Origin of the sequence: Mesorhizobium sp. BR115XR7A (genome assembly GCF_020165315.1) — a bacterium.
Taxonomy (GTDB): domain Bacteria; phylum Pseudomonadota; class Alphaproteobacteria; order Rhizobiales; family Rhizobiaceae; genus Mesorhizobium; species Mesorhizobium australicum.
In genome coordinates, this window is sequence record NZ_JAIUHW010000007.1 from 343,462 (window position 1) to 366,934 (window position 23,473).

At 63.8% G+C, this 23,473-nt stretch carries 23 protein-coding genes and 1 pseudogene; 11 read left to right on the forward strand and 13 right to left on the reverse strand.

Annotated features, from left to right (window positions below; genetic code table 11):
• Positions 1–104 precede the first annotated feature (104 nt).
• From LB557_RS17660 to LB557_RS17670, 3 genes are all read left to right on the forward strand, one after another.
• Positions 105–584 (forward strand): carboxymuconolactone decarboxylase family protein, encoded by a 480-nt coding sequence (locus LB557_RS17660; RefSeq protein ID WP_140660571.1) that lies wholly within the window; start codon positions 105–107, stop codon positions 582–584.
• A gap of 82 nt (positions 585–666) precedes the next feature.
• Positions 667–1,029, forward strand: coding sequence for a nuclear transport factor 2 family protein (locus LB557_RS17665; protein ID WP_015314125.1), 363 nt, complete (start codon positions 667–669; stop codon positions 1,027–1,029).
• Between the two features lie 43 nt (positions 1,030–1,072).
• A complete protein-coding gene (locus LB557_RS17670) occupies positions 1,073–1,387 on the forward strand; it encodes a hypothetical protein (protein ID WP_224641682.1) in 315 nt (104 codons plus the stop codon).
• A 178-nt stretch (positions 1,388–1,565) separates the two neighbouring features.
• Here the strand turns inward: LB557_RS17670 and LB557_RS17675 are convergent, their stop codons facing one another.
• The 6 genes from LB557_RS17675 to LB557_RS17700 form a co-directional block, all read right to left on the reverse strand.
• The gene (locus LB557_RS17675; protein WP_224641680.1) at positions 1,566–2,993 is read right to left on the reverse strand and encodes a gamma-aminobutyraldehyde dehydrogenase; all 1,428 of its coding nucleotides are present in this window, start codon (positions 2,991–2,993) and stop codon (positions 1,566–1,568) included.
• A 124-nt stretch (positions 2,994–3,117) separates the two neighbouring features.
• The gene (locus tag LB557_RS17680) at positions 3,118–3,933 is read right to left on the reverse strand and encodes an ABC transporter permease (RefSeq protein ID WP_224641678.1); all 816 of its coding nucleotides are present in this window, start codon (positions 3,931–3,933) and stop codon (positions 3,118–3,120) included.
• Positions 3,923–4,873 carry an ABC transporter permease gene (locus tag LB557_RS17685; RefSeq protein ID WP_181171059.1) on the reverse strand — a complete coding sequence of 317 codons (951 nt, stop codon included), beginning with the start codon at positions 4,871–4,873 and terminating at the stop codon, positions 3,923–3,925. The genes LB557_RS17680 and LB557_RS17685 overlap by 11 nt, the downstream gene beginning before the upstream one ends.
• Positions 4,874–4,887: 14 nt before the next feature.
• On the reverse strand, positions 4,888–5,886 hold the full coding sequence (locus tag LB557_RS17690) for an ABC transporter ATP-binding protein (protein ID WP_224641676.1): 999 nt from the start codon (positions 5,884–5,886) through the stop codon (positions 4,888–4,890).
• A 244-nt stretch (positions 5,887–6,130) separates the two neighbouring features.
• On the reverse strand, positions 6,131–7,285 hold the full coding sequence (locus LB557_RS17695) for an ABC transporter substrate-binding protein (protein WP_015314131.1): 1,155 nt from the start codon (positions 7,283–7,285) through the stop codon (positions 6,131–6,133).
• A 208-nt stretch (positions 7,286–7,493) separates the two neighbouring features.
• Complete coding sequence (locus LB557_RS17700) at positions 7,494–8,339, reverse strand: class I SAM-dependent methyltransferase (RefSeq protein WP_224641674.1); 846 nt, start codon at positions 8,337–8,339, stop codon at positions 7,494–7,496.
• A gap of 76 nt (positions 8,340–8,415) precedes the next feature.
• Here LB557_RS17700 and LB557_RS17705 point away from each other — a divergent pair, with 76 nt between their 5' ends.
• The gene (locus LB557_RS17705) at positions 8,416–8,907 is read left to right on the forward strand and encodes a helix-turn-helix domain-containing protein (RefSeq protein ID WP_140614870.1); all 492 of its coding nucleotides are present in this window, start codon (positions 8,416–8,418) and stop codon (positions 8,905–8,907) included.
• Here the strand turns inward: LB557_RS17705 and LB557_RS17710 are convergent.
• The 3 genes from LB557_RS17710 to LB557_RS17720 all read right to left on the reverse strand — a co-directional run bounded on the left by LB557_RS17710 (position 8,904) and on the right by LB557_RS17720 (position 11,102).
• Positions 8,904–9,809, reverse strand: coding sequence for a LysR substrate-binding domain-containing protein (locus LB557_RS17710; protein ID WP_015314134.1), 906 nt, complete (start codon positions 9,807–9,809; stop codon positions 8,904–8,906). The two genes, LB557_RS17705 and LB557_RS17710, sit on opposite strands and share 4 nt — an antisense overlap.
• Before the next feature lie 79 nt (positions 9,810–9,888).
• Positions 9,889–10,506: a DedA family protein gene (locus tag LB557_RS17715; RefSeq protein WP_224641672.1), complete on the reverse strand. Its 618-nt coding sequence runs from the start codon at positions 10,504–10,506 to the stop codon at positions 9,889–9,891.
• Complete coding sequence (locus LB557_RS17720) at positions 10,503–11,102, reverse strand: class I SAM-dependent methyltransferase (RefSeq protein WP_224641670.1); 600 nt, start codon at positions 11,100–11,102, stop codon at positions 10,503–10,505. The genes LB557_RS17715 and LB557_RS17720 overlap by 4 nt, the downstream gene beginning before the upstream one ends.
• Before the next feature lie 299 nt (positions 11,103–11,401).
• Here LB557_RS17720 and LB557_RS17725 point away from each other — a divergent pair, with 299 nt between their 5' ends.
• The 4 genes and pseudogenes from LB557_RS17725 (at position 11,402) to LB557_RS17740 (ending at position 14,854) form a co-directional block, all read left to right on the forward strand.
• Entirely contained in the window at positions 11,402–12,076 is a 675-nt protein-coding gene (locus tag LB557_RS17725) for a response regulator transcription factor (RefSeq protein ID WP_140614873.1), read from the forward strand.
• Between the two features lie 10 nt (positions 12,077–12,086).
• A pseudogene (locus LB557_RS17730) lies at positions 12,087–13,446 on the forward strand (sensor histidine kinase).
• A gap of 69 nt (positions 13,447–13,515) precedes the next feature.
• Positions 13,516–13,965, forward strand: a complete 450-nt coding sequence (locus LB557_RS17735; RefSeq protein ID WP_140786980.1) for an RrF2 family transcriptional regulator — start codon at positions 13,516–13,518, stop codon at positions 13,963–13,965.
• Complete coding sequence (locus LB557_RS17740) at positions 13,955–14,854, forward strand: NAD(P)/FAD-dependent oxidoreductase (RefSeq protein WP_224641668.1); 900 nt, start codon at positions 13,955–13,957, stop codon at positions 14,852–14,854. Before LB557_RS17735 ends, LB557_RS17740 begins: the two co-directional genes overlap by 11 nt.
• On the opposite strand, the gene LB557_RS17745 is transcribed toward LB557_RS17740, so the two are convergent.
• Positions 14,851–15,618: a DeoR/GlpR family DNA-binding transcription regulator gene (locus LB557_RS17745; RefSeq protein ID WP_224641666.1), complete on the reverse strand. Its 768-nt coding sequence runs from the start codon at positions 15,616–15,618 to the stop codon at positions 14,851–14,853. The genes LB557_RS17740 and LB557_RS17745 overlap by 4 nt on opposite strands.
• A gap of 416 nt (positions 15,619–16,034) precedes the next feature.
• On the opposite strand from LB557_RS17745, the gene LB557_RS17750 reads away from it, so the two are divergent.
• Both LB557_RS17750 and LB557_RS17755 read left to right on the forward strand, forming a co-directional pair.
• Entirely contained in the window at positions 16,035–16,922 is an 888-nt protein-coding gene (locus LB557_RS17750; protein ID WP_224641664.1) for a phosphotransferase, read from the forward strand.
• Complete coding sequence (locus tag LB557_RS17755) at positions 16,919–19,372, forward strand: FAD-dependent oxidoreductase (protein ID WP_224641662.1); 2,454 nt, start codon at positions 16,919–16,921, stop codon at positions 19,370–19,372. Before LB557_RS17750 ends, LB557_RS17755 begins: the two co-directional genes overlap by 4 nt.
• On the opposite strand, the gene LB557_RS17760 is transcribed toward LB557_RS17755, so the two are convergent.
• On the reverse strand, positions 19,369–20,001 hold the full coding sequence (locus LB557_RS17760) for a class I SAM-dependent DNA methyltransferase (RefSeq protein WP_140614880.1): 633 nt from the start codon (positions 19,999–20,001) through the stop codon (positions 19,369–19,371). The two genes, LB557_RS17755 and LB557_RS17760, sit on opposite strands and share 4 nt — an antisense overlap.
• 91 nt (positions 20,002–20,092) lie before the next feature.
• Here LB557_RS17760 and LB557_RS17765 point away from each other — a divergent pair, with 91 nt between their 5' ends.
• Positions 20,093–20,995 (forward strand): phosphotransferase family protein, encoded by a 903-nt coding sequence (locus tag LB557_RS17765; RefSeq protein ID WP_224641660.1) that lies wholly within the window; start codon positions 20,093–20,095, stop codon positions 20,993–20,995.
• A gap of 18 nt (positions 20,996–21,013) precedes the next feature.
• Here LB557_RS17765 and LB557_RS17770 read toward each other — a convergent pair whose 3' ends face one another.
• Both LB557_RS17770 and LB557_RS17775 read right to left on the reverse strand, forming a co-directional pair.
• Complete coding sequence (locus tag LB557_RS17770; RefSeq protein ID WP_224641659.1) at positions 21,014–21,937, reverse strand: DMT family transporter; 924 nt, start codon at positions 21,935–21,937, stop codon at positions 21,014–21,016.
• Positions 21,938–22,045: 108 nt separating this feature from the next.
• Positions 22,046–23,326, reverse strand: coding sequence for an amidohydrolase family protein (locus tag LB557_RS17775; RefSeq protein WP_224641656.1), 1,281 nt, complete (start codon positions 23,324–23,326; stop codon positions 22,046–22,048).
• Between the last annotated feature and the right edge of the window lie 147 nt (positions 23,327–23,473).

A 23,473-nucleotide genomic window follows, 5' to 3' on the forward strand; every position in this document is an offset into this window, starting at 1 on the left:
ATGGCGCTTTCGGGCGAAGCAGGCACACTGCCATAGGCGCTATCAATTCCCCCATGCAGGCCAAGGCGGATATCGCCGGAAAGGCGCTGCGAACGGAGGATGAAATGCCCAAGTCAAAACTGAATGTCAGGTCACTCGTGATCGCGGCGGGCATTGGCGCGCTGTTCACGATCACTCCGGCGAAAGCCGAGGATGCGTCGGCGGCGACAGCCTACAAGGACATCGAGGCGACGCTCGGCTCGGTGCCGGATATGTTCAAGACACTGCCTGACGTCGCCATCGCCGGCGCCTGGGCCGAGATCAAGGGCGTCCAGCTCAATCCCAAGACCGCGCTCGACGGCAAGACCAAGGAGCTGATGGGGCTGGCGGTCGCGTCGCAGATCCCGTGCCAGTATTGCATCTATTTCCACACCGAGGCGGCCAAGCTCAACGGCGCATCGGACGAAGAGATCAAGGAGACGATCGCGATGGCCGCGATCGTGCGCCATTGGTCGACGATCCTCAACGGCAGCCAGGTCGATCTGGCCACCTTCAAGAAGCAGACCGACGGCGTGTTTGCGGCAGTTAAGGCCAAGTCACAGTGAAAGACACCGCCCGTCGGCGAGCGCCGGGCGACACCTCAAACGTCAAACGCCCGATCTTGAAGACGGGCATAGGGAGGATAAAATGCTGACCAAGACCCAAGCCGTGGATGGCGCGGCGATCAAGAAAGCGATCGAAGGCCGTGACGGCAAGATGCTGTCGAGCTTCTATGCCGATGATGCGCTGGTGCGGGTGATCGACCGCAACAATCCGCCGAGCAAGCCGCGCGAAATCCGCGGGCGCGCGGCGATCACGACGTTCTGGGACGACATCTGCAGCCGGGCGATGACCCACAAGGTCGACACCACCATCGCCCACGGCGACAGCCTGGCATTCACCCAGGCATGCGCCTACCCGGACGGCACCAAGGTGTTCTGCGCGGCAATGCTGGAGCTGAAGAACGGCCTGATCGCGCGCCAAACCGTCGTGCAGGCCTGGGACGAGTAGATCAACCCGCGGCCTGAGCCGCAAGTGATGGAGGAGAACCAACATGTTCAGCGCCAGATGGCAGATCGATGCCAAGTTCGGGCACAAGCAGACGGTGCTCGAGCTGATGCGGAAATGGGAACGCGAGATCGGCTCGCAGGTCGGCCTCACCGAGCTCAAATTCCAGATCATGACCGGATCGATCGGCGCCCGTGAAGCGACGGTCGAGTCGCATCACCAGGTCGAAAGCCTGGCCCAGTTGGAGGCGATGTTCGCCAAGATCGGCAAGATCGACGCGCACGCCAAATGGGGCAAGGAGATGGAGCCCTATGTCGTGTTGGGCACCAGCCTGTGGAACATCTATCGCATCGTGGAGTAGCGGCTGGAGTTCTTCTCCCGTTCACGGGAGGAGATGCCGCAGGCAAATGAGGGGCAGCGCCGGCATCGCAGAAGCTTGCGCTGCCCCTGATCCGGCGTCCGCCCTTCGCTATGGCTCCGGGCGTTCATCGCTTTGATCGACAAATCGTTGTCGATCGATCGCCAGCCGCGACCGCTTCTCACCCATGCGCAACCATCACATGGCGCACGGCGGTATAATCCTCCAGCGCATAGAGGGACATGTCCTTGCCGTAGCCGGATTGTTTCAGGCCGCCATGCGGCATCTCGTTGGTCAGCATGAAATGGGTGTTGATCCAGGTGCAGCCATATTGCAGCCGCGCGGCGGTCGCCATGGCGCGCGAAACATCCTTGGTCCACACGGATGACGCCAGGCCGTAATCGCTGTCGTTGGCCCAGGTCACCGCCTCGTCCACTTCCGTGAAGCGGGTTATTGAAACGACGGGGCCGAACACTTCGCGGCGCACGATCTCATCCTCCTGCAGCGCGCCGGCGACGACGGTCGGCTGGTAGTAGAAGCCGGTGCCCTCGCCCGGCTTGCCGCCGGTGGTGATCTCGATGTGCTTCAGCTCCGAAGCACGTTCCACGAAGCTCGAGACGCGGTCGCGCTGGCGCCGCGAGATCAGCGGCCCGATTTCGTTCTCGGCGTCGTCTGATAGATTGTATTTGATGGTCGAGACGGCGGTGGAGAGATCGGCGACAAGCTTGTCGTAGATCTTCTTGCCGGCATAGATGCGGCAGGCGGCGGTGCAGTCCTGGCCGGCATTGTAGTAGCCGAAGGCGCGCAGGCCTTTGACGACGGCGCCAAGGTCGGCGTCGTCGAAAACGATGACCGGCGCTTTGCCGCCGAGTTCCAGATGCGTGCGCTTGACCGATTTGGCGGCGGCCTGCAGCACCTTCTTGCCGGTGGCGACGTCGCCGGTGATCGAGATCATGTTGACCTTGGGGTGATTGATCAGCGTGTTGCCGACGCTGTCGCCCCGGCCAAGCACGACATTGACGACGCCCTCGGGCAGGACATCGGCCAGGATCGTCGCCAGCTTCAGCGCCGTCAACGGCGTCTGCTCCGACGGCTTGAAAACCACCGTGTTGCCGCCAGCGATAGCCGGCGCCAGTTTCCAGGCCATCATCATCAGCGGATAGTTCCATGGCGCGATCGAGGCGACGATGCCGATCGGGTCGCGCCGGACCATCGAAGTGTGGCCGGGCAGGTATTCGCCCGCGACCACACCTGGCATAGAGCGCACCGCCCCGGCGAAGAAGCGGTAGCAGTCGACGATGGCCGGGATTTCGTCATTGAGCACCGCATTGATCGGCTTGCCGCAATTCAACGCCTCCAGCGTCGCGAACTCCTGCGCCTCGGTCTCGATGCGGTCGGCGATCTTCAGGAGGTAGCCGGAGCGCTGTGCCGGCGTGGTGCGCGACCACAAGGCGAACGCCTTTTCGGCGGCGCTCACCGCCGCCTCGATCTGTGCCTGGCTGGCCTCGGGCAGATTGAGGATGGTCGCCCCGGTCTTCGGGTTGAGGATCGGCTCCTCGGTCTCGGTGCCCTTCTCGAATTTCGAGCCGATCAGCATCTGGGTGTCCATGGTGTCTCCTTGGGGCAGAAACGAATGGGGTAATTAGTGACTAGTGAGTAGTGAGTAGTTAAAGAGCGGACCAAATCTACTCACTACTCACTACTCACTACTCGCTACTCACTACTCACTACTTTCATTTGCCCGAACCGGCGATCTGGTCGCCGTCGCGGGTCAGGTAATAGGCAACCAGGATCGGCAGCAGCGTCACCAGCACAACCACCATGGCCACGACATTGGTGACCGGGCGCTGGCGCGGGCGGATCAGTTCCTCCAGCATCCAGATCGGCACGGTCTGCTGCTGGCCGGCAGTGAAGGTGGTGACGATGACCTCATCGAACGAGAGGGCGAAGGCCAGCATGCCGCCGGCGAGCAGTGCGGTGGCGATGTTGGGCAGCACGACATGGCGAAAGGTCTGGAAGCCATCGGCGCCGAGATCCATCGAGGCCTCGATCATCGAACCGGAGGTGCGGCGGAAACGAGCGACCGCGTTGTTGTAGACGACGACCACGCAAAAAGTGGCGTGGCCGAGCACGATCGTCCAAAACGAGAACGGGATTTCGGCCAGCGCAAAGGCCGAGCGCAGCGCGATACCGGTGATGATACCGGGCAGCGCGATGGGCAGGATGACCAGCAGCGAGATCGTCTCGCGGCCGAAGAATTTCGTCCGTGACACTGCGGCGGCACAGAGCGTGCCGAGCAGCAGCGCGATCGCGGTCGAGATGGCGGCGACGCGCACCGACAGCGACAGCGCTTCCCAGACATCGGGCCGGTTCCAGGTGACGGCGAACCATTGCGTGGTCAGCCCGGGCGGCGGCCAGACGAAGCTCTTCTCTTCCGTCGTGAAAGCATAGACGAAGATCAGCAGGATCGGCAGATGCAGGAAGAGCAGGCCGCTGGCGGCGGCGATCTTCAGGCCGAGGGGAGCGGATTGACCACGGTCAGAGCGCATCGAAAGCCCCCATGCGCTTGGCGCCCCAGAGGTAGAAACCCATGATGACGATGGGCACCACGGTGAAGGCGGCGGCGAGCGGTATGTTGCCGGCGGTGCCTTGCTGCGAATAGACGGCCTGGCCGATGAAGAGGCGCGAGGTGCCGATGATCTGCGGGATGATGTAGTCGCCCAATGTCAGCGAAAAGGTGAAGATCGAACCGGCGACGATGCCGGGCAGCGCCAGCGGGAACAAGACGTTGCGGAATGTCTGCCCCGGCGAAGCACCGAGATCGGACGAGGCCTCGACCAGATTGCCAGGCACCCGCTCCAGGGCTGCCTGAACGGGGAGGATCATGAACGGCAGCCAGACATACACGAACACGATGAAAGTGCCGGTGAACGACACCGACAGCGAATTGCCGCCGACCACCGGCAGCGACAGCCAGGCGTCGAGCAGCCACAACAGGTTGAGCTTGGCGAGCAGCCAGGTGAGGATGCCTTCCTTGGCCAGGATCAGCTTCCAGGCATAGATCTTGACCAGATAGCTCGACCACAGCGGCAGCATGACCCCGAGATAGAACAGCGCCTTCCAGCGGCCGCGCGCATAGCGCGCCGCATAGTAGGCGATCGGGAAAGCGATTATGGCGGAGGCAAGCGTGACCAGTGCGGCCATCGTCACCGTACGCAGGATGATGTCGAGATTGGCGGCCTGGAGCAGGTCGCCATAGGTCTTCAGCGTGAATTGGCGATTGATCAGGCCCGAGAACTCATCGATCGAGAAAAAACTCTGGGCCAGCAGCGCGAACAACGAGCCGATATAGACGATGCCGAGCCACAGCACTGGCGGAACTAGCATCAGCAGCAGCAGGACTTTTGGCCGGCGCCAGAAGAGGTCTGAGAGCGCACCGCGCATGCCGCCGCTGCCGGGCAGGATGGCGGGCGCCGTGGCACGCGGCATGGTAGCGTCGAGGCTCATACCGGCTCGTCCATCAGGTGCAGATGCTCGCGGTTGAAGGTGAGCATGACCGCCTCACCTTCGGCCGGCAGGGGCGTTCCCGCAGGCACCACGGCGTGCAGTTTCAACCCGTCGGCATCGAGCGCCAGCCTTGTCGTGGCGCCGAGATAGTTGGTCGAGACGAGGCGCGCGGCGACGCCTTCGCCGCTCGCCGCGCGGCCGACACGAATGGATTCAGGGCGCAGGCTGCCCCAGCGGCGCTGGCCGCAATAGCGCTGCACGAAATCGGGCGGCAGCACGTTGGAGGAGCCGACGAAATCGGCGACGAAACGCGTGCTCGGCCGCTGGTAGATATCCTCGGGCGTGCCGATCTGCATGATCCTGCCATCGTTGAAGACGGCGACGCGATCGGCCATCGACAGCGCCTCGCCCTGGTCGTGAGTGACGAAGACGAAGGTGATGCCGAGCGCCTTCTGCAGCGATTTCAGCTCTTCCTGCATGTTTTCGCGCAGCTTGAGGTCGAGCGCGCCGAGCGGCTCGTCGAGCAGCAGCACCTTGGGCTGGTTGACCAGGGCACGGGCGAGCGCGACACGCTGGCGCTGACCCCCGGAAAGCTGGCCGGGCCGGCGCGCGCCATAGCCGGGCAGCCGCACCAGCGACAGCGCTTCTTCCGCCGCCTTGTGCCGCTCGGCCTTGCCGACACGCTTGACCATCAGCCCGTAGGCGACGTTGTCGAGCACGTTGAGATGCGGGAACAGCGCGTAGTCCTGGAACACGGTGTTGACGTTGCGGCGGTAGGGCGGCACGCCCTCGGCCCGCTCGCCGAAGATCGAGATCGAACCCGCCGTCGGCTGCTCGAAGCCGGCGATAAGACGCAGGCACGTGGTCTTGCCCGAACCGGACGGCCCGAGCATGGCGAAGAATTCGCCTGGCGCGATGTCGAGATCGACAGCGTCGACAGCGCGAACGCTGCCGAAATGGCGCGAGGCTTTTTGAAAGGAAACGGCTGATATCATGGGGTGTCCTGCAATGTCCCAGGCTCTTCAATTGAAGCGTCTGCGCTGCCCCTCATCCGCCTGCCGGCACCTTCTCCCCGTATAGTGACGGGGAGAAGGAAGCTGGTCGCGATATTGGCGCTTATTCTGCAACGTTGGTAGTTGGCGAAACCATTGATAACAGCGTCTTTCTCCCCGTCTCTATACGGGGAGAAATGTCCGGCAGGACAATGAGGGGCAGCGCCAAGCTCTCAGCAAAGCGCGATTACCGTCCGCCGATGACGCCGATATAGTCCGATACCCAGCGATAATAGGGCACGCACTGGTCGTTCTGCGTGGCGCATTTGGAAACCGGCGTCTTCCAGAACTTGATCTTGTCGAAATTGTCGTAGCCGTTGGTCTTGCAGCCTTCCTCGCCGAGCAGCTCGTTGCCCTTGCAGGCGGCCGGCACGACCGGCAGCGAGCCGAACCAGGCGGAGACATCGCCCTGCACCTTCGGCGCCAGCGAATGCTCGAGCCACATATAGGCGCAGTTCGGGTGAGCGGCGTCGGCTTCCATCATGGTGGTGTCGGCCCAGCCGGTGACGCCTTCTTCCGGCACGGTCGAGGCGACCGGCTTCTTGGCGGCGACCAGCGTGTTGACCTGGTACGGCCACGAGCCTGATGCAACGACGCCTTCGTTCTGGAAATCGTCGACCTGGATGGCGGCGTCGTGCCAGTAGCGGCCAACCAGCGTGCGCTGGACGCGCAGCAATTCGAGCGCCGCCTTGTACTGGTCCTCGTTCAATTCGTAGGGATCCTTGATGCCGAGTTCCGGCTTGTGGAACATCAAATAATTGGCGGCGTCCGCTATATGGATCGGTCCGTCATAGGCCTGGACGCGGCCTTTGTTGGACTTGCCATCCGGCAGCTTCATCTCCTCGAAGACGACGTTCCAGCTCTTCGGTGCTTCCTTGAAGACCTCGGTGTTGTACATCAGGATGTTGGGACCCCACTGATAGGGGACGCCGTAGTGCACCTTGTCGACGGTGAACCAGGGCGCGTCCTTCAGCCGGTCGTCCACCGTCTTCCAACTCGGGATGAGATCGGTGTTGATCGGCTGCACGCGCTTGCCGGCGACGAGCCGCAGCGAGGCATCGCCCGAAGCCGTGACGAGGTCGAAGCCGCCCTCGTTCATCAGCGAGACCATTTCATCCGAAGTGTTGGCGGTCTTGACGTTGACCTTGCAACCGCTCTCCTTCTCGAAGGCGCTCACCCAGTCATAGCCCTTGTCGGTCTCGCCGCGCTCGATGTAGCCCGGCCAGGCGACGATGTTGACCTGACCTTCGCCCTTGCCGAGTTCCTTCACCTGGGCGATGGCCTGACCGGAGAAGGTCAGCGCGACCGTCAAGGCAGTGCACGACTTCAGGAATGAATGCATTATCGATCTCCCATTTTGGCACGTGATCCTGAAACCGCTCCGGTTGTCGCCAGATCACGCGCGGACTGAAAAACTTGTCAGCTCGTCCGTTGGACTTGACGCCACTCTGATGGCAGCTTTGGTCCTTCCAACGGAAGGTGCTTTGAAAATCCCGGTTTCGCAAATTCATTTATCAGAAGGCCGATATCGGTTTTTCCGATATACTCCCTCAGGCCAGCGCCGTCACCAGCCAGCAGGCGGCGTTGAAACGAGCCTGACCATCCTTTACGAAAGGGGCGAAGGCAGCAGGCAACACCGTGATAATTTTTTCGGCCGTCGCCTGGTCGACCTCGCGCAGCGCGGCGGCGAGCGGCCCTAGCCGGGTGGCATACATCATCAGATCCCCTTCGGCGATCTTACATGGTAAGTTCGCCTGTCTGACGTCGATTGACGACCAGCCGCTCGCTTCAAGTATCCGCTTCACCTTGGCGCCGTCGGCAAAGGCAAACTGCCCCGGCGCATCGGGGTCTGGCGCGGGTGCGGTCGGCAGGAAAGGCGCAGCCGCTCGCGCGGCGGTCGTCATGAAATCATTCTCCGCCGGACTGCGCCAGGCAACAAAGGCGAGTTTACCACCGCGCCTCGCTGCCTGTCTTATGTTGGAGAACGCGGCCACGGGATCATCGAAGAACATGATACCAAAGCGCGAGACAACAGCGTCGAAGCGGCCTGATTCGAACGCATACGTCTGGGCATCGCCCACTTCAAAACTTGCGTTTGCCACCTCTTCCGCCTGCGTGCGTTCTGTCGCCAGAGCGATAAGCGGCTGCGAAATGTCCAGCCCAACACAACGTCCGTTGTTGCCGACGCGACGCGCCATCGCCAGAGTTGTCGCGCCGGCGCCGCAGCCGATGTCCAGGACGTTGCCCCCTTCCCCGGGATAGCCGGCATCGACTACCAGCCGCTCGAACGGCGCCAGAATCTCGTCAAGGATCGGCTGCATTTCGACCCAGGCCTTTCCGCTGGCGTCGTTCCAGAGCGCGGCTTGCCGTGTGTTTGGCTGTGCGGATCGCGACATAACGGACCTCACTTTTCTGTTGCTCTCACCAACCGTCGCCATCACTTTACGAGTTCAAGCCGACTTGAGGTCAAGCATGAAAGATATGGACATTGCCGAAGTGTCGCGCCGCACCGGCGTACCCGCATCGACACTTCGTTACTACGAGGAGAAGGGCCTAATTGCTTCGACCGGCCGTCGCGGCCTGCGCCGCTTGTTCGATCCGGCTGTCCTGGAACGGCTCGCCTTGATTGGGCTTGGACGCGCCGGCGGATTCGCACTGGACGAGATTTCCGCGATGCTGACGCCCGACGGCCTGCCGAAAATGGATCGGGCGCGCCTGGATGCGAAGGCCAACGAACTGGACCACACCATCCAGCGCCTGACCGCGATCCGGGAGGCTTTGCGTCACGCCGCCCGATGCCCCGCCGCTCGGCCGATGGAGTGTCCGACGTTTCGCCGCGCCGTCAGGCTTGCCGGCGCCGGCCGCTTCGAGGTTGCTCCGCTCGGGCCTTTCAAAGCGGAGCCGGTTCCCGCCACAAAGCGCAAGCGCAAGACTGGCGGCGTCGCCGGGAGCAGACCACACTAGCGGCGCACCGTCCGCTGCGACTGGGCAAGACCCACAAAATCGCGCGCCGCGGCGGCCAAGCCAGATCCCCGCCGCCAGACCATGCCAACCTGCACCACCGGCAAGGAACCGGAAATGTCGCGCGATTCGATGCGGTCGCCCTCCAGCGACCAGGGTCGATAGACGAGGTCAGGCAGCAGCGCCACGCCGGCCCCGGTGGCGACGAGGCTGCGAACGGCCTCCACGGAACGGGTGCGGAAGGCGACATGCGGCCTGGCGCCGATCGCCGTCAGCAGCTTGCCGGTGTTTTCCTCGATCTCGTCAACGGTCAGCATGATCAGCGGTTCGGAGGCGATATCGCCGATGCCGATAATGTCGGCGCCAGCCAGAGGATGGCCGAGCGGCAGCCACAGCCGGTAAGCCGAGACTTCGAGGATTTCCGATTGCAGTGCAGTGCGGTCGCGCAAATTGGAGGTGACCATGACGGCAATGTCCAGCTTGCCGCCGATCAGGAGATGTTCGAGGTAGTCGCCATTGTCCTCGATGGCCGAGACCTCGACGCCGGGATAGGCGCGGCGGTAGCGTGAGAGCAGATCCGACAGCACATAGCCGGCGACCAGCGAGGTGACGCCGAGTTGCAGCCGCCCGCCCGCCACGGCCTGCTCGCCGGAAAAAGAGCGGCGGGCGTCGGACACGTCGGCGAGAATCTTTGTCGCGTGACGCAGGAACTGGTGACCCTTGTGGGTGATGTTGAGGCCGCGCGGATGGCGCTCGAACAGTTCGACGCCAAGATCGCTTTCAAGTTCCTTGATCGCCTCGGTGACCGACGATTGCGAGATGGAGAGGTTTTGCGCCGCGCGCGATACCGTGCCTTGCTCGGCGACGGCGATGAAGAACTGCAACTGCCGGATGGTGAAGGCCATGGCCGGACTAAACACCGCCGCAACCGCGAAGAAAAGCCGATGGCGACGCTTATCCCATGGCTGGATGCGTGGCCCTGGCTCAGCCCGGCATCGGTCGGATGCGCCGCCAGCATGCCGGGCCGTAGCGCAAGGCAAGCATGAACGCCGTTTCCAGCGCCACGACAATAGCGATGATGCGAAAGCCGACGGCGAGCGGGCTCTGGCCGCTGCCATGCAGCGCATAGCCTGTAAGCAGAAAGCCGGCATTCCAGAGCGTGGCTCCGGCTACCGTCGCGACCACGAAAGGTAAGGCTGGCAGGCAGAGCGCGCCGGCCGCGATCGGCAAATAGTTGCGCACCGTCGGAATGAACTGCGCCAGCAGGGAAACCCTGACATGGTTGCGGCGATAGGCCTGGCCAAGCTTGCGGTAGGTCTCGGGGCGCAAGAAGACATATCTGCCGAACCGCTCGACCAGCCTGTCGGCGCGATCGATTCCGATCCGGCGGCCGACAGTGTACCAGACGAGACAGCCTGTCGTTGAGGCCAGCGTGGTCACGCCAAGCAGGATTGCCAGCGTCGCATCGTCAGGCGCCGCCGTCATGCCGAGGAACAGCAGCAGCACATGCGAGGGCGGGATCGGCAGAATCTTCTCGGTAAAGGCGAGGCAGAAGACGCCGAACAGGCCGAAGCCAAGAATGGCCGACAATGGTCCCGTCATGCGAAGCGCCAGTCGTAGGTTCCTGACGTCTTGAGCCTGGCGATGCGATAGACCGTCGCCGGCGGGAAGTTGCGAAAGGTGTGGCCAACCCGCATAACCCCGAGATCGAGCCTGTCGAGCAGCGACTGGTCGAATGGGCAGCGCCGTCCGAGCGTGAACTGGTAGAGCGCTGCGCCGGGGCGAAGGTTGGCGAAAACAGCTTCGAGAATGGCAAATGTCCTGCGCGGCGAAATCAGCCGGAAAGGCAAGCCGCTGACGGCGGCGCCAATCGCAGGCCGTTGGAAGAGCGAGAGATGGCGCAGACCGACGGCGTCCATTTCGAAAATCCGGGCAGCAGGAAAACGACGCATGAGCAGTGCGGCGAAATCCGGATCGGATTCGATCAGCGTCAAATCTTCCTCCTTCACCCCGCGCGACAGCAGCGCCCTCGTGAACGGCCCGGTTCCTGGGCCGAGTTCCAGCACGGGTCCGGTCTCGGGTCCAATGTCACGGGTCATCAATGCCGCCAGGCTGGAACTGGACGGCGTGACGGAGCCGACCCTGAACGGCGCGACGGTCCACGCCATGAGAAAAGACAGAGCATCATTTGCGGGCATGGTAACCTCAATCCCGGACAACATCACGCCAACCAGTTTGGTGTGGCCACGTGGTTTCGTTTCAGCGTCATTGGTTTCGAGCGTCAGGCCCGACCTGTTGCATATTCGGGCCTGACGCCTTCACGTCGGCGCGACCGATTCGTGCCGACCCGGCGTTGTTTGCCGCGACTGGGTTGCATAGACATTGCGCAATCTCGCTGAGGCTAAGAAAGTGCCTGTCGACCGCAGTCCTTCGGCTTTGCCATGTTCACGCAATGTTGGCGCGGTAGCGCCCGACGCAGTGTTCTGAGGGATTGTCGATGCGTATCTTGCTGGTCGAAGACGAACCCGAGATGGTCTCGGCCCTGCGTGCCGCGCTGAAGCGCCACGACATGGTGGTCGATCACGCCGGCACATTGCTGGAGGCGGAGGGGTTCGTTGCCGTCGACAGCTATGACGCCATCCTGCTCGACCGCCAGTTGCCGGATGGCGACGGGCTGTCGCTGGTGCCGAGACTGCGTTCGGCCAGGAACACCTCGCCCGTGCTGGTGCTGACGGCGAGAGGCGACACGTCGGACAAGGTCGATGGGCTGGACATGGGCGCGGACGATTATCTGGCAAAGCCATTCGCGTTCGAGGAACTGCTTGCCCGGTTGCGCGCGCTGCTCAGGCGCCCGGCGCCGCTGCAGTCGCAGTTCATCCGCGCCGGCGATCTGGTGCTCGACGTCGGACATCGCGAAGCGTCGATCCGTGCCGAACCGCTCAGCCTGCCGCGCCGCGAACTCCTTGTGCTGGAGGCTCTGATGCGCCGCACCGGCCGCATGGTGCAGCGCGAGGCGCTGATGGAGGCGGTGTTCGGCCTCGACGACGAGATCCAGTCCAACGCGCTCGACACGCATGTCTCGCGCCTGCGCCGCAAGCTCGCCGATGCCGATGCCGGGGTGACGATCAACGGCATTCGCGGCGTCGGCTATCTCCTGCGCGAGACGACATGAGCGCCAAGCGATGAGCCTCAAGCGCCCGCATTCGCTGAAATGGAGCTTGGTGCTGCGCATCGCCTTGCTGCAATGCGCCATGCTGACCCTGATCATCGTCGGCATTCTCGGCGCCATGCTGGCCACCGGCCTTATCCCGCACGATTACGAGGACGGCACGATGGACGTGCTGGCGGATGCGGTGACACGCGATGCCGGCGGCAAGTTGGTTCTGCGCGAGACCTCGGACCTGACGAAGCTGCGGTCGGGTGTTCCCGACCTCTGGTTCATCATTCGAGACAAGCAGGGCAAAGGCTGCAAGAGGGGACCGTGCCGCCCACCTTCCAGCCTTTCACCGGACTGCTCGACACGATCAGCGACGCCCGTATCGACCATGCAATCGGACAAGCCGCGCCGCCGGAGGGAAAGATCCGCTGGACCGACACGATGGCCGGCAACGTCCAGATTTTCAGCGGCACCAAGGGCGGGCTTTCGCTGCTGCGTCTGCTCGGCCAGGCGCCGCAATTCTTCCTGCAGGGCATATTGCCGCTCGCCGGGCTGATGGCGCTGGCCACGCTGTTCGCAACGCCATGGGTGGTGCGTGGCGCTTGTCGGGACTTGGCCATGCGGCGGCCGAGGCTGAGCGCATCGACATCGACCAGCGCGGCGTGCAGCTGCCGCTGAAGGACGTGCCGACGGAAGTGACGCCGCTGGTCAAGGCCGTGAATGCCGCCCTTGCGCGCCTCGACAAGGGCTATGAGCGCCACAAGCGCTTCCTCACCGACGCCGCCCATGAGCTCAGGACACCGGTAGCCATCCTCAACACGCGCCTCGCCTCGTTGCCGCCGACACCGGAGCGGGCACGGCTGCTGCAGGACGCGGCCAGGCTTTCGACGCTGACCGACCAGTTGCTCGACCTGCAGCGCCTCGACCGGCAGGCGTCGCCGTTCGAAGCGGTCGATCTCGTGGCGACCGCGCGCGGCGTCATCGTCGACCTCGCGCCGATGGCGTTTTCTGCCGGTTACGAAATGTCGTTCGAGCCGGAACGGGACACGATTTTCGCCACCGGAGACCGCACCGCCATCGAGCGCGCGGTCACCAACATCGTCCAGAACGCCATCGAGCATGGCGGCCGCGCTGGCAAGATCACCGTCGGCGTCGCAACGCCCGCCATCATCGAGGTCCGGGACGAAGGCGACGGCGTCCCGCCGGGCGAGCGGGAGCGCATCTTCGAGCCCTTCTATCGGCTGCGCCCGCAGGATCATGGCGCCGGCCTCGGCCTCAATCTCGTGCAGGAAATCATGTATCTCCATGGCGGCCGCATCGATATCCTCGGTGGCAAGCCCAGCGGCGCCTGCTTCAGGATGAGTTTTCGCGCTTTACCCGTTTAGCCTTGCCGCCAACCTCGCAAGGCCGCTGGTGCGTTTGACATTGCGACAAATCGTAACTAACTAAGTTACATGAAGCGTAATAGCCGACTGTCCTCCACTCTGCACATCCTCGTTCACATGGCCGAGAAGCCCGAGCAGGCTCTGACCTCCGAGCAGCTTGCCACCTTCATCCATACCAATCCGGTGGTGGTGCGCCGGACCATCGCAGGCTTGCGCGACGCCGGCATCGTCACCTCGTCACGCGGACATGGCGGCGGCTGGCTGCTCGGGCGCGCGCCCGAGAACATTTCACTTTCCGAGATCAGCCTTGCCCTTGGCGAGACGCTGCTGCCGTTCAGCACCGAACCGGAAAGCCCGGGCTGTCTCGTCGAGCAAGCGGTGATCGCCGTGCTCGACGATTTTCGCATCGCGGCCGAGAAGCTGCTGGCGGAGAAGCTCAGCCGCATCACGCTGGCCGACCTGACAGCCGATTTTCGCCGTCGTTTCGACCTCGTTGGAGTTTCCAGCCATGCAGTATGATCTTGCCGTTATCGGCGGCAGCTTCGCCGGCCTGTCCGCCGCCATGCAGGCGGCGCGGGCGCGGCGCACCGTGCTGGTGATCGACGCCGGCCAGCCGCGCAACCGCTTTGCCGCGCATTCGCACGGCTTTCTCGGCCAGGACGGACGCACGCCTGGAGCGATCCTGGACGATGCAAGGCGGCAATTGCTTGCCTACCCGACGGCCAGGCTTGCGACCGCACGGGCGGACAAAGCCATTGCCAACAGCAGCAGCGATTTCGAAATCACCACCGATGGCGGCGAGACATTCGGCGCCGCACGACTGGTGCTGGCAACCGGCGTGCGCGACATCCTGCCGGAGGTTCCCGGGCTTGCCGAGCAATGGGGCAGAACCGTGCTGCATTGCCCCTATTGCCACGGCTACGAGGTTTCCACCGGGCCGCTCGGCGTGCTCGCGACCGGCCCGATGTCCATGCATCAGGCGCAACTGATTTCCGATTGGGGCGACATCACGCTGTTCGGCAACGGACTGATCAAGCCCGATGCCGACGAGATGCATGCGCTTGAGAGCAGGAATGTAAGGTTCGAGCCCGCGACGGTCAACGAACTGAGCGATGATGGCTCCGGGGGATTGGTTGTCCATCTCGTCGATGGCCGGAAGGCTGGCGTCAAGGCGATATTCACCGCGCCACGCAACACGATGGCGAGCCCGCTGGCCGAACAGCTCGGCTGCGGCCTCAAGGACGGCCTGCTCGGCCCGATGATATCAGTCGATGACCGGCAGCAAACGACGGTTCCCGGCGTCTATGCCGCCGGTGACGCGGCACGCGCGATGCACAACATCGCCTTCGCCGTGTCGGGCGGCACCTTCGCGGGCGTGTGCGCCCACCAGTCGCTGGTCTTCGGCTAACTTCCGCCGGCCACGCTGAGGCGCGCTCCGGCCTGCGCCAGTGCCGCGGCTATGTCGTGCGGCGGCGCGCGGTCGGTGGCGAGTTCGGAAAAGCCGTCGAAGCCGCAGACCTGGACCAGGCCCTGGCGGCCGAACTTCGTGTGGTCAGTGACGACCAGCGAGCGCTGGCCCCGCGACAGCACCATGCGGGCGAATTCCGCCTCGTCCAGATCAAAGTCCATGACACCGGTCAGCGCATCCACGGCGCCGGTGGAGATGATGGCGTGGCTGACCGAGAAGCGGCTGACGAACTCGATGGCCGACGTGCCGAACGCGGCGCCTGAATCGCTGCGCAGCTCGCCGCCGGCCATATAGACCTTGTTGCCGTTGATGGTGGCCAGGGTGCGGGCGATGTCGGACGAGTTGGTGACGACCGTCAGGCGCCGGTGGCCGAGCAGTTCGCGCGCCAGGAACGAGGTCGTGGTGCCGGTGTCGAGCATGATCGATTCGCCGTCGCGGATGGTGGCCGCGACCGCGCGGGCAATGCTTCGCTTGGCGTCGGCATGCTCGCGCATGCGCCGTTCGAACGGCGCTTCGCCGACCATCGACGGCAGGCCGACGGCGCCATGCATCTTCAGAACCGAGCCGTCGCCGGTGAGCGGCTTGACGTCGCGGCGTACGGTCTCGAGCGAAACGCCCAACCGGTCGGCCAGGCTGGCGATAGTGACGGTTCCCTCTTCCTGCAGCAGCCGCAGGATCTCGCCATGTCGTTTCGAGTGGTTCATATGGGCATCCCGAAAATGACCGATTCTAAGGCATTCCTAGCGCTTTTAAAGAAATTGCCCATGTTTTCGGACAAAACACCCAAAAAAAGTCACATCTTTTTATTGACAGAAGAGCAACCCCGGCGTGAAATCCATCCTCAACAGGGTTCGGAACTGCAGCGGGATGTAATTGGCAGAGCTGCAATTCACTGACCCCAGGCAGCCTGTAACGAGTGTGGCGCAAGGAATTTTCAGATCCGCGGGGGCGGATGCCGGGCTCATAAACCTGGCCAAGGGGCTCGTCGGTGCGGTGCGGGATACCGATCCTGGCATCCCGCACCGACGAGATTGTTTGCGTTTCACCCCGCCGTCGTTGCGCCGCCCATGGCGCCATATAGAAGCCCAGCAAACCAGGCCTGCGAACCAGGGATGATCCCGTGATTGCCGAAGACCGCATCCACGCCCTGCCGTGCTGGACGGGCGCCATCGAGATCGCGCCGCTGCCCGGCGGCCTAAGCAACGCCAATTATGTGGTCACCGATGCGGCCGGCAAACATGTGGTACGTTTCGGCCAGGATTATCCGTTCCACCATGTCTTCCGCGAACGCGAGGTGATGACCGCGCGGGCGGCTCACGCGGCGGGCTTCGCACCGGCGGTACGTTACGCCGAACCGGGGATCATGGTGACGGCGTTTCTTGGCGCCAGAACCTATCTGGCCGAGGACGTGCGCGCCAATCTCGGCCGCGTCGCGACGCTGATGCGCGGCTTTCACCGCGAGATGCCCAACCATATCTCCGGCGCCGGCTTCATGTTCTGGGTGTTCCACGTCATCCGCGACTATGCGCGCACGCTCGACGAGGGCAACAGCCGTAAGCGCGGCGACCTGCCGCGCTTTCTGGCGTTGGCCGACGAACTGGAGCGCGCCCAGAAATTGCTGCCGATCGTCTTTGGTCACAATGATCTTTTGCCGGCCAACATTCTGGACGACGGCGGCAGGCTTTGGCTGATCGATTTCGAATATGCCGGCTTCAATACGGCGATGTTCGACCTTGCCGGCGTCGCCTCGAACGCGGGCATGAGCGACGAGGAATCCTTCGCCTTCCTGACCGCCTATTTCATGAAGGAACCGGACGAGGCGATCCGCCGCTCGCACGCCGCCATGCAATGTGCCTCGCTGCTGCGCGAGGCGATGTGGAGCATGGTGTCGGAGCTCTATCTCGACGCCCCCGGGATCGATTACGTCGCCTACACCGAGGAAAACCTGGCGCGGCTCGACGCGGCGCTGGAAAACTACCGGATAAAATACGGGATCCTGAAATCATGACCTTGCCTAGCCAGGCCGAGATCGTCGTCATCGGCGGCGGCATCATCGGCTGTTCGACGGCCTATCATCTGGCGCGTGACCACAAGGCCGACGTGGTGCTGCTCGAACAGGGCAAGCTGACCTCGGGCTCGACCTGGCATGCAGCCGGCCTGGTCGGCCAGCTGCGCTCGTCGGCCTCGATCACGCGGGTACTGAAATACTCGGTCGACCTCTACAAGGGGCTGGAAGCCGAAACCGGTCTTGCCACCGGCTGGAAGATGACGGGGTGCCTCAGGCTCGCCACCAGTGCCGACCGCTGGACCGAGTACAAACGGCTGGCGACGACGGCGAAAAGCTTCGGCATGGACATGCAGCTGCTGTCTCCGGCGGAGGTCAAGGCGATGTGGCCCTTGATGGAGACCGGCGATCTCGTCGGCGCCTCCTGGCTGCCGACCGACGGCCAGGCGAGCCCTTCCGACATCACGCAGTCGCTGGCCAAGGGCGCGCGCATGCACGGCGCCAATCTCTACGAAGACGTGCGCGTCACGGGTTTCGAGATGAAGGGCGACCGCATCACGGCGGTGAAGACCAATCAAGGCGACATCGCTTGCGACAAGGTGGTGAACTGCGCCGGGCAATGGGCGCGGCAAGTCGGCGCGATGGCCGGCATCAACGTGCCGCTGCAGCCGGTCAAGCACCAGTATATCATCACCGAGAAAATCGCGGGGCTGGCAACCGACGCGCCGACGCTGCGCGACCCCGATCGGCGCACCTATTTCAAGGAGGAGGTCGGCGGGCTGGTGATGGGCGGCTATGAGCCGAACCCGCAGGCCTGGACGACCAATCTTCCCGGGGGCGACGTGCCCAATGATTGGGAGTTCCGGCTGTTCGACGACGACTACGATCATTTCGAGCAGCACATGGCACAGGCGATCGCGCGGGTGCCGACGCTGGAAACCGTTGGCGTCAAGCAGATGATCAACGGGTCGGAAAGCTTCACGCCGGACGGCAATTTCATCCTCGGTGTGGCGCCCGAATGCCCCAACATGTTGGTCGGCGCCGGCTTCAACGCCTTCGGCATCGCCTCGGGCGGCGGGGCCGGCTGGGTGCTGGCGCAATGGGTGGTCGACGGCGAGGCGCCGCTCGACCTTTGGGTGGTCGACATCAGGCGTTTTTCCAACCTGCACCGCGACCGGCAATGGGTGAGCGAACGTACGCTGGAAGCCTATGGCAAGCATTACGCGATCGGCTTCCCGCACGAGGAATACACCAGCGGCCGGCCGCGCATCGTCTCCCCGCTCTACGACAGGCTGAAAGACCATCGCGCCGTGTTCGGCTCCAAGCTCGGCTGGGAACGGCCGAACTGGTTCGCGCCGGAGGGCGTCGAGCCGAAGGACATCTATTCGATGGGCCGGCAGAACTGGTTCGCCGCCGTCGGCGACGAACATCGGCACGTGCGCAAGCGTGTCGGTATCTTCGACCAGTCGTCCTTCGCCAAGTACGAGCTGAGCGGGCCCGACGCGGCGAGGGCCTTGGACTGGATCTGTGCCAACGATGTCGGCAAGCCGGTCGGCCGGCTGACCTACACGCAACTCCTCAACTCGCGCGGCGGCATCGAGGCCGACCTGACCGTGTCGCGGCTGGCCGAGGAAAAATTCTACATCGTCACTGGCACGGGTTTCCGCACCCATGATGCCTCGTGGATCAGCGACCATATTGGCCACGGCCTCGATGCCCAGCTCGCCGATGTCACCGAGGATTTCGGCACGCTGTCGCTGATGGGACCGCGCGCCCGCGACGTGCTTTCAGCGGTCACCGATGCGGATGTGTCGAATGCCGGCTTCCCGTTCGGCCATGTGCGCGAGATCACAATAGCCGGTCACACAGTCCGGGCGCTGCGCGTCACCTATGTCGGCGAACTGGGCTGGGAACTGCATGTGCCGATCGCCGCTACCGGCGAAGTCTTCGACGTGCTGATGGCGGCCGGCGGGAAGCACGACATCCGGCCGGTCGGTTACCGCGCGCTGGAATCGCTGCGGCTGGAAAAGGGTTATCGCGCCTGGGGCTCCGACATCACGCCCAACGACACACCGCTGGAGGCTGGGCTCGGCTGGGCGGTCAAGCTGCGCAAGAACACCGACTTCGTCGGACGGCGCGCACTCGAGAAGGTTGGCGGCGCCTCGCTGAAGAAGTGCTTTGCCGGTTTCACGGTCTATGATCCGGAGATCGTGCTCGTCGGACGCGAGACCATCCTGCGCGATGGCCAGCCGGTCGGCTATCTCACCAGCGGCGGCTATGGCTACACGGTGGGAAAGAACATCGGCTACGGTTATGTGCGCAACGCCGACGGAGTAAGCGACCATTTTCTCGCCTCGGGCAGCTATGAACTTGTGGTGGCGATGGAGAGGACGCCGGCTGAAATTCATCTTGAGCCGCTATACGACCCGGCAATGGAGCGCGTGAAGGCTTAACTCACGCGCAAGGCGAGGCCACGGCTGGGGACGGTATCGGCCTCGCCTGGCATTGAGACATATGGTCGTGTTTCCTCGACCCGCGTGACCAGGCCTTGTGCCTCGAGTTCGGCGATGCGCGCGGCAAAACCGTGATCCCACAACGTGTTCTTGACCGTCAGCACGATCACCCCACCCGGCCGGCAGATGCGGATCAGTTCGTCCAGTCCCTCGGCGCCGACATGGCCGGAGGTAAAGACGCCGGCCGAGATGATGCCGGCATAAGTGCTGTCGGCAAATGGCAAGGCGCCGCCGAGCGCCAGGCAATGCAGCGCCGAATAGACGCCCTTGCGCGCGGCTTGATCCAGCATGCCTTGCGAGATATCCAGCGCCTCGACCTGGGGATAGCCGGCAATATCGAGCCACTCGCCGATCAGCCCGGTACCGGCCCCGGCGTCGAGCAGCGGGGCTGACCCGCGCGGCAGATGGCGGGCGAGCAAAGCAAGGCAGATGGTCGGGTGGCGGTAGCCGGCTGCCGACATGTCGGCGTCGTAGGTTTGCGACCAGCGGTCGTACAGTGCGGCCACCTCTTCCGGGCGCTTGGCCGCGTAGACCTCGCCGAGCGCGCCTTGATGTTTGCTGTCCGCCACTGTCCACCATCCCTCGTCTCGCCGCGATGATAGCCAAACGGCGAAAATTGTGGAACCGTGCAGCCGAGAAATAACGCGTGGGGACGCAGGCATGGGGACAGACGAGGCGCGGGCAAAACTTGCCGCCATTCCGGTACTGGCCGGCTATACTGGGCCGCTGGAACGGCTCGGCGGCTTGACCAACCTCGTCTTCAAGGCCGGCGATTACTGCCTGCGTATTCCAGGCAAAGGCACCGAGGAATACATCAACCGCGCCAACGAGGCGATTGCCGCGCGTGAGGCGGCAATCGCGGGGGTAAGTCCTGAAGTGCTGCATGCCGACGCCGCCAGCGGCCTGATGGTGACGCGCTACATTGCCGGTGCGGAGACGATGTCGCCGGAGAAGTTCAAGGAGCGGCAGGGCAGCCCGGCCCGAGCGGCCGAGGCCTTCCGCAAGCTGCACGCGTCCGGCGCGGTGTTCCCCTTCCGCTTCGAACTGTTTTCGATGATCGACGACTATCTCAAGGTGCTGTCGACCAGGGATGTCGCCCTGCCCGCCGGCTATCATGACGTGGTGCGCGAGGCCGGCAGCGTACGCTCGGCCTTGGCCGTCCGCCCCTTGCCTCTCGTCGCCTGCCATTGCGACCCGCTGTGCGAGAATTTCCTCGACACGGGCGAGCGGATGTGGATCGTCGACTGGGAATATTCGGGGATGAACGACCCGCTCTGGGACCTCGGCGACCTCAGCGTGGAAGGCAAGTTCGACGCCGCCCAGGACGAGGAGCTGATGCGCGCCTATTTCGGCGGCGAGGCGAGGCCGGCGGAGCGCGGCCGCATCGTCATCTACAAGGCGATGTGCGACCTGTTGTGGACGCTGTGGGGGCTGATTCAGCTTGCCAACGAAAATCCCGTCGACGATTTCCGCGCCTATGCCGACGGCCGCTTCGCCCGCTGCAAGGCGCTGATGGAGACAGAGGAATTTTCGCGGCACCTGGCGGCGGTACGCAAGGGCTAGGCACCAGAAATCTGGCCCCTAGTTCACACCTTTCGGCACGTTCTCCGGCGGCACCGTGGTGTCTACCACCTTCTGGCGGTGGAAGATGAACAGGCCGGCCAGGACGATGATGCCCGAGCCGATCAGGATGCCCGGACCGGGGACGTCGCCGAAGAACACCAGCCCGAACACCACCGCCCACAAGAGCAGCGTGTAGTGCAGCGGCGCCAGCGTCGAGGCCGGCGCCAGTTTCAGCGCCCTGGTGATCATCAGATGCGCCCCGCAGGAAACGATGCCGAGCAGCAGCATGGCGCCGAAATCAAGCGCAGACGGCGTCTTCCAGGCCCCGATGGTGAGGGCGCCGCCGACCGCCAGCGTGCCGATCGTCTGCCATGTCACCAGATTGGTGTCGCTGGTGCCGCGCAGGCGTCGGTTGAGGATGATGGCGAAGGCGAAGGCAAGGCTGCCGACAAGTGCGAAACTCGATGACAGCGAAAACGCGGCAGAGGACGGTTTCAGCATGATGACCACACCGCAGAAGCCGAGCAGGATCGCCACCCAGCGGCGCCAGCCGACCTTTTCGCCAAGCAGGAAATGTGACAGCGCCGCCACATAGATCGGCCCGGCCATGTAGAAGCTCATCACATCGGCGAGTGGCAGGTAGACGACGGCGGCGTAGAACAAGGCGGTGTCCAGTGTCGTCGCCACCACGCGCAGGATCTGCAACCCTGGCCGCTCCAGCTGGAACAGTCTGCCGGCGCCCTGGTTGGCGATCATCGGACCCAGCACGAAGAAAGCGCCGATCGAGCGGATGAGCACCACCTGGCCGACGGAGAAACTGGCGACCAGCCACTTGCCCATCGCATCATTGAGCGCAAACAGGAAGTCGCCGGCCAGCATCAGCAGGATGCCGGCCAGGAGGACATTCTTGATTGTGGAATTCCGCGCCACGGGTTGCGTCATGCCTGCCCCGATTCCTCCCTCGCCCGAGCCGCGTCGTAGACGGAAGCGCCGGCTTTGACGAGGAGAAATCGGGAAATAGGTAAGACCAGCGTCGGGAATCGGCTGTATCTAGGTGGATATATGTCTGCGGTTCACCTGCGACGGCCTGCCGGAGATCGAAAGCCTGGTATCCTGCCTCACCCGCTCCGCCACCACCTTGCCCCTGGCAATGACGCAGATGCGCTCGGCGCGCAGGCGCAGAGCCTCGATCGGATTGCCGGCATCGAGGATCACCAGGCTGGCGCGCTTGCCGACGCCGAGGCCGAGATGGTCGAGGCCCATGATCGCGGCATTGACGTTGGTGACCATGTCGAAGCAGCGCGCCATGTCGGCGGGGCTCGACATCTGGGCGACATGCAGGCCCATGAAGGCGACGTCGAGCATGTCGGCGGTGCCCAGCGAATACCAGGGATCGAGCACGCAATCCTGACCCCAGCCGACACGGATGCCCAGCGCCAGCATCTCCTTGACCCGCGTCATGCCACGCCGCTTCGGGAATGTGTCGTGGCGGCCCTGCAGCATGATGTTGATCAGCGGATTGGGGATCGCGGAAACGCCGGCTTCGGCGATCAGCGGCAGAAGCTTTGAGACGTAGTAATTGTCCATCGAATGCATCGAGGTGAGGTGCGAACCGGCCACCCTGCCCTGCAGGCCGAGGCGCTGCGCTTCATAGGCGAGCTGTTCGATGTGGCGCGACAGCGGGTCGTCGGTCTCGTCGCAATGCAGGTCGACCATGAGCCCGCGTTTTGCCGCGATCTCACACAGTTCGGTAACCGAGCGTGTGCCGTCGGCCATGGTGCGCTCGAAATGCGGAATGCCGCCGACGATGTCGACGCCAATGTCCAGCGCGCGAATGGTGTTTTTTCGTGCCGTCGGCGAGCGATAGAAGCCGTCCTGCGGGAAGGCCACCAATTGCAGATCGATATAGGGTGCGACGATTTTCTTGACCTCCAGCAGCGCCTCGACGGCCAGCAGCCGGTCGTCGCAGACGTCGACATGGGTTCGGATGGCGAGCAGCCCCATCGACACCGCCCAGTCACAATAGGCGAGCGCCCGGTCACGCACGGCCTCGTGCGTCAGGAGCGGCTTCAGTTCGCCCCATAGCGCTATGCCTTCGAGCAGCGTGCCCGACGCGTTGATACGCGGAAGGCCGTAGGAGAGCGTCGCGTCCATGTGGAAATGCGGATCGACGAAGGGCGGTGACACCAGATTGCCATGGGCGTCGACCTCGGTCCGCGCGGAACCGTCGAGCTTCGGCTCGATCGCGGCGATCGTCTCGCCGCTGATGCCGATGTCGGCGATGCCGCCATCCGGAAGCGTGCCGCCGCGCACAATAAGATCGAAATCCATCTGTCATCATCCTGCTTGAAGAATCACTGCCGCATCGTGTCTCAAAAGACACCCCGCCGCAGCGGTTTCTTTCCATGGCGGCGAAAGGTTCCCTCCGGCGGCATCTCCCTCTATAAGCCGCCTTCGTCATCCCGGCATCAAGGATCA